Source organism: bacterium (genome assembly GCA_024228115.1).
Classification (GTDB): Bacteria; Myxococcota_A; UBA9160; order UBA9160; family UBA6930.
Map to the genome: position 1 here is coordinate 1 of JAAETT010000078.1, position 5,859 is coordinate 5,859.

The 5,859-nt window shown below is 63.1% G+C and carries 6 protein-coding genes; 2 read left to right on the forward strand and 4 right to left on the reverse strand.

Annotated elements, in window-relative coordinates:
• Positions 1 to 112: 112 nt before the first annotated feature.
• The 4 genes from GY937_04575 to GY937_04590 are packed head-to-tail and all read right to left on the reverse strand — an operon-like array spanning position 113 to position 3,157.
• The gene (locus GY937_04575; protein MCP5055985.1) at positions 113 to 388 is read right to left on the reverse strand and encodes a hypothetical protein; all 276 of its coding nucleotides are present in this window, start codon (positions 386 to 388) and stop codon (positions 113 to 115) included.
• Between the two features lie 43 nt (positions 389 to 431).
• On the reverse strand, positions 432 to 1,208 hold the full coding sequence (locus tag GY937_04580) for a tryptophan synthase subunit alpha (GenBank protein MCP5055986.1): 777 nt from the start codon (positions 1,206 to 1,208) through the stop codon (positions 432 to 434).
• A complete protein-coding gene (trpB, locus tag GY937_04585; protein MCP5055987.1) occupies positions 1,198 to 2,427 on the reverse strand; it encodes a tryptophan synthase subunit beta in 1,230 nt (409 codons plus the stop codon). Before trpB ends, GY937_04580 begins: the two co-directional genes overlap by 11 nt.
• Positions 2,420 to 3,157 carry a GntR family transcriptional regulator gene (locus GY937_04590; GenBank protein ID MCP5055988.1) on the reverse strand — a complete coding sequence of 246 codons (738 nt, stop codon included), beginning with the start codon at positions 3,155 to 3,157 and terminating at the stop codon, positions 2,420 to 2,422. Before GY937_04590 ends, trpB begins: the two co-directional genes overlap by 8 nt.
• A 146-nt stretch (positions 3,158 to 3,303) precedes the next feature.
• Between GY937_04590 and GY937_04595 the strand changes: the two genes are divergently transcribed.
• Together GY937_04595 and GY937_04600 are read left to right on the forward strand one after the other, a co-directional pair.
• Positions 3,304 to 4,734, forward strand: a complete 1,431-nt coding sequence (locus GY937_04595; GenBank protein ID MCP5055989.1) for an FAD-dependent oxidoreductase — start codon at positions 3,304 to 3,306, stop codon at positions 4,732 to 4,734.
• Positions 4,735 to 5,133: 399 nt separating this feature from the next.
• Positions 5,134 to 5,613: a hypothetical protein gene (locus tag GY937_04600; GenBank protein MCP5055990.1), complete on the forward strand. Its 480-nt coding sequence runs from the start codon at positions 5,134 to 5,136 to the stop codon at positions 5,611 to 5,613.
• Positions 5,614 to 5,859: the final 246 nt, after the last annotated feature.

The window sequence follows — 5,859 nt, forward strand, 5'->3', positions numbered from 1 at the left end:
CGGTCGAGCCGGGAGGGCGTTCGCCCTGGGTCAAGGACCTTTCGACCCGGAAGATCTGAATCGGAATCCGGAACGGCGGGCTGCGTCGCCCCCCGGCCAAATGATCAGATTTCTACGCTTCTGAGTGAGCGTCTACAATCCAGAGATGGTCATCCTTCCACGTGGCCGTCAAATGCCGTTGCCCGTCAGGCACGCGGATGCTCATCACGCCTCCCCAACGTTTCACGAAGAGTTGTTGGAAGTGGAAGCTGTAGGCCACCCAGCCGACGAGAAGCACGGCGAGGCCCAGGCCCACACCCACTCGCCAACGTTCCAGCTTGAATCCGACGATGCCGAGAACCAGGAGAACCAGAGCCGCAACGCCCAGCCAATATGCGTAGGTGATCATGCCAGGCACGCTACCTGTGCGGCGCAGGGGCGTCGAGCGGAATCTAGGAGGAACGGGGAGGTCGGAGGCCCTCGATGAAGGGCTTCACGCCTTCCACGCCTTCTTCTTCGACGACGCGGATGGTCTGGGTTCCGATCACGGCAAGATCCGCACGTCCGCGCAGGAAATCGACGTCGGCCCGATCCTTCACGCCGAAGCCAAGAGCAAGGGGAAGATCCGTCGCAGCTCGGCAACGTGTCAAGTAGCCATCGAGCTCATCGCTGAAACTCGTTTCCTGGCCCGTGACACCCTTCCGCGCCACACAATAGACGAGGCCCTGCGTGACCTTGCTGATCTGCGCCATTCGCTCATCCGTCGTTCTCGGGGAAAGGATGAAGACCGGCGAGAGATCGTGGGCGGCCATGGCCGCGAGGTACTCATCGGCTTCCTCGGGTGGGAGGTCCGGAACGATGGCTCCCGCCAGCCCTGCCTCGGCCATTCGTTTCGTGAAGGCATCCACGCCGTACTTGAAGAGGATGTTGTAGTAGCTCATCAACAGAAAGGGGATGTCGAACCGTTTCGCGACTTCCTCTCCGAATTCGAGGCATTTTTCGACGCTGGATCCGGCCTGGAGGGAACGCTGATTCGCGTGAAGGATCACCGGCCCGTCGGCGATCGGCTCCGAGAATGGAATCTGCAACTCCATGATCTCGACACCGGCTTCCACCATCGCCTCGACCACACGCAGCGAATCCTCGAAGGATGGGTAACCCATGACGATGTGGGTCATGAGCAGGATCTCGCGTTCGCGCTGTTTCGTGCGCAGGTGCTCAGCCAGCATCGTATTCCTCCGCTTTGTCTCGGATGAATTGCTTCCAGCTCGGATCTTCGAAAGCATCCGCGACCGTGAAGATGTCTTTGTCACCGCGGCCGGATTGATTGATGACGATGACATCATCGTGGCTCAGCGCCGGGGCTTCCTTGAAGGCCTGCACGAAACCGTGTGCGGATTCGAGCGCCGGGATCAAGCCTTCTTTTCGGATCGTGAGCGAGAGCGCATCGACGACTTCTTTGTCGGTAGCTGCCGCGAAACGAACCCGGCCGCTCTCCTTCAAGTGCGAGAGAATCGGAGAAACCCCCACGTAGTCGAGGCCCGCCGCGACGCTATGGGTCTCCTTCATCTGGCCATCGTCGTCCTGCAGAAAGAACGTCTTGTAGCCCTGTGCCACACCCAACGAAGCGTCGCTGGAGGCCAGGCGTGCGGCGTGCGCACCCGTCTCGAGCCCTCGCCCTCCGGCCTCGACACCGACCAGCTCCACATCGTCCTCCAGGAAGCCGCTGAAGATCCCCATGGCGTTGGACCCGCCTCCTACGCAGGCGTAGACCCGGGCGGGCAGGCGGCCCGTCTCCTCGAGCACCTGGCGCCGGGCCTCCTGACCGATGATCGACTGGAACCAGGTCACCATCTCCGGGAAGGGGTGGGGCCCACAGGCTGTACCGAGTACGTAGTGGGTATCGTCCATGGCCGATACCCAATCGCGGAAGGCCTCGTTGATGGCGTCCTTCAGCGTACGCGTTCCCTCGGTCACCGGGACGACCGTCGCGCCGAGCCGCTCCATCCAGAAGACATTCGGGCGTTGGCGTTGGACGTCGACTTCACCCATGTAGATGGTGCAATCGAAGCCGAATTTCGCGGCCATGGTGGCGGTAGCCACGCCATGTTGGCCTGCACCGGTCTCGGCAATGACTCGTCCCTTTCCCATGCGCTTCACGAGCAGACCCTGGCCCATCACGTTGTTGGCCTTGTGGGCGCCGGTATGGTTCAGGTCTTCCCTCTTGATGTAGATGCGCGCGCCACCGAAGTGCCGCGTCAAGTTCTCGGCATAGGTGAGCGGGGTCGGCCTGCAGGAATAGCTGCCCATCAACTTCTTGTAGGTGTTCCAGAATTCCGGGTCGGCCTTGGCTTCTTCGAACGCCAGAACCAGTTCCTCGAACGTGGCAACCAGGATCTCGGGGATGAACGAGCCCCCGAACTGGCCGTAGTAACCGGGCTCAGCCATCGACAGGCCCTCCGAGTGTCTGGGAGAAGACGAGCTGATCCGTTCGGCAGCGCAACTCTACGAACACGGCGTCCGGTGCGCCGGGGAAATGAACGCGTCGCTTCACGAGCAACACGGGAGTGCCCGGCACGATTTCGAGGAGCGCCGCGTGGCCTTCGTCTGCAAGGGCCACACGGAAGTTCTGGTCCGCCGTCTCCGCCGTGAGATGGAATTGCTCATGGGCAAGCTGGGAGAGTGACCGGCCAGCAAGGGAGATCTTGTCGAGCCCCGGAAAGCGCTCCGGATCGAGCCACAAGGTTTCGAGTAGCACCGGTGTCCCCGATACCCGGGAGAGCCGGACGAGCGACCAGGCCTTGCGGCCAGCGAAGGGGTTCTCCGGCGCGTTCGCCACGTCCACGCGCCGCACGCGCTGGACGATCGAGGTGCGAGCGTCCAGGCCGGTCTTCTCGAAGGAGGCCATGGTGCCCGCGAGGGAGAGCAGGTCGACCTGCTCCGGCGGCTCCACCACGAATGTTCCCGAGCCGCGTCGTCGCTCCAGGCGATGTCGCCGGATCAGTACGTCCGTGGCCTGCCGCACGGTGGGACGCCCGATGCCGAAAGTGCGGGCAAGCTCGGGCTCCGAGGGGATTCGGGTTCCCAATGGATAGTCCCCGGCCTGGATGCGGCTCCCCAGCAGTTCGGCGAGCTGGTGATAGAGGGGCACGGGGGAAGCGGCATCGAGCTGGGGCACGTCGCGAAAGTGCCCCGAGAAAGTCTAGTTGTCAAGACAACTAGACAAATTAGTTTTCAACCCCCGGATCCGGCAACAGGCCTCTGGCAGTAGCATCCCGCCTCCAACGACGGGCCGTTCGTGCCCTCCCGAACCAAGGACGAAGTGTGTCCCAGCTGATCCGACCCTCCACAGAACAGACCCGATGGGACGAGGAAGCGGACGTCATCGTCGTCGGCCTCGGTGTGGCGGGAGCGGCCGCCGCTCTGGAAGCCTCATCGGCTGGCGCTGACACCCTGGTCATCGAACGGGCTGGCGGCGGCGGTACGTCTGCGTTGTCGGGCGGCGTGCTCTATCTCGGCGGCGGCACCCGCCTGCAAAAAGCCTGCGGCTTCGAGGATTCGGCCGAGGAGATGTTCAAGTATCTGATGGCCTCTTCTGGGCCGAGCCCGGATGAGGCGAAGATGCGCCTCTATTGTGAGGGCAGCGTCGAGCTCTACGAATGGCTGTTGGCTCAGGGCGTCCCGTTCAAGGAGGTTCATCATTTCGGCGTCAGTGGCGAGCCGCCTAACGACGATGGCCTGGTGTTCTCGGGCTCCGAGCGACACCATCCATTCTGCGACATCGCAGTTCCAGCCCCACGTGGCCACGTTCCAGCCAAGACGCATCAGGCAGGACCGTTGTTGATGCAGAAGCTGGTGGAGGCGGTCGAGGCCAGCCCGGCAGACATCCGTACGAACCACCGTTGCACCTCGCTCGTGCAAGGACAGGACGGAGAAGTGATGGGCGTCGTAGTGCAGGTCTTCGGAGAGGAGCGCTCTCTTCGTGCGCGTCGAGGCGTCATCCTCACGACGGGAGGTTTCATCAACAACGATGAGATGCTCGAGGCCCACGCTCCGCTTGTCCGCGCCTGCAATGTCCGCATCGGCGCCGAAGGAGACGATGGCAGCGGCATCCAGCTCGGGATGGCCGCCGGCGCCGACGTGCTTCATATGGATGCCGTCTCGATCAGCCTGCCGGCCAACCAGCCGTGGAGCCTCAAGCGAGGCGTGCTCGTCAACGAACAAGGCCAGCGCTTCATCAACGAGGATTCGTACTACGGTCGGTTGGGAGAGGCAGCCCTTCTTCACAACGGCGGGCGTGCCTGGTTGATCGTGGACGACGAGATCTTCGAGAAGCCCACCTACCCCCGAGAGTTGGTTGCAGTGGGGGAGACCGTGCCCGAACTGGAGCGGGAACTCGGCCTGCCTGGCGGAAGCCTCGAGGCCACCCTCGGCCTCTACAACCATCATGCCGAGAAGGGCGAAGATCCGGTATTCCGCAAGCTTCCCGAATACGTTCAGCCGCTTACGAAGCCACCCTTTGGCGCCTTCGATTGCACCACCGGGAATTCGATCTACGCCGCCTTTACGCTAGGCGGCTTGCGTACGGACACGGACGGTCGCGTCCTCGACCCAGCCGGCGATCCGATCCCCGGGCTCTACGGGGCTGGCCGCGCGACCTCCGGCCTCTCGGTTGGAAGCTACAGCAGTGGCCTGTCGCTAGGCGATGGAGCATTTTTCGGACGGCGGGCTGGCCGCACTGCCGGGGTAGTTTGATCCTGATTCCCTAGAGCCCGACGTCGAGGGAACGGCCCATATCGATGTCGTGCGCCTGGTCCCTTTCACGAAATAGCCTGTCCGTAGGGCCTCCGCAGCTTCACGCGTGCCTCATCGGTGGTGAACTGCCAGTCGACGCACTTCGTCGTCTTGTTGCGGTCGTCTTCCCAGGTTTGGGCTTCGCGTATTGAATGGATCGGAGTGCCAACAGGGGATCCCTTGCAGGTCCATGTCCGACAAGGGGGTCGCTTGACGATTCCCCGCAGGGAGATCGAGGGTTCGTTGCCAACACTGCAACCCATTGGGCCATTGTCACATCCCTCACGTAGGTCCGGGCCGGCGCGGGAAGCTCGCCGCCCCTGGTCAAGTTGGGCCCGTTGCCCCTCCGAAAAGAGATGGATGGATCCTCAGCGCGGCCCCAGGCTCGCCACCTTTCGCCCGGCCCTCTCACCGATGGTTCGTCTTTCGTTCCAGATCTTCGGCTGGATGCTCCTCTTCGTCGTTCCGCTGGCCTACTTCAAAGGCCTGAGCGTCGAGCACGTGGCCCGCGGAGCGCTCGCCGCGGCTGCAGTCTTCGCGTGCCTCGGCCCGTTTCTGGCCCTGGTGGTCCAGCCCCTCGGGCTCCATGTGCACGCCGAGGGCATCGTCGGCCGGACGTTCTGGGGGCCACGTCGCTTCCTGTCCTGGGCCGAGATCGGCGAGCAGACCATCGATGGGAGTTCCGGCGTCGCATTCCTCTGGATTCACTCGCGGAATGGGGACCAATCACCGCTCTGTACCGTGCCCGACGTGGCAACACGACCGGAATTCCAACGCATGGCGCTACAGCTCGGCGGGGCCGATTGCCTCATCGTGGCGCCCGATGCGGCCTATCGTTAGGTGTCAGGCTTCAGGCCGCGTCTTGCCCGCGGTCGGGCGCCATCGCGCACCGTACGCACCTGACGGAAGGACTCAAGGCAACCTGGATGCCGGCCGATCGATCGCTAACAGGGTGCTGAAAAAACCCGTGCTTCACTCCTTCAAATGGTAGAAAAGAGGCGGGGGTAGAGGGAATGCGGGGAAGCGATCGAGAGCAGGGTTCGATGTTCAGCTACGTAGCGCTGGAAGACCGGATTCCGGCGGATC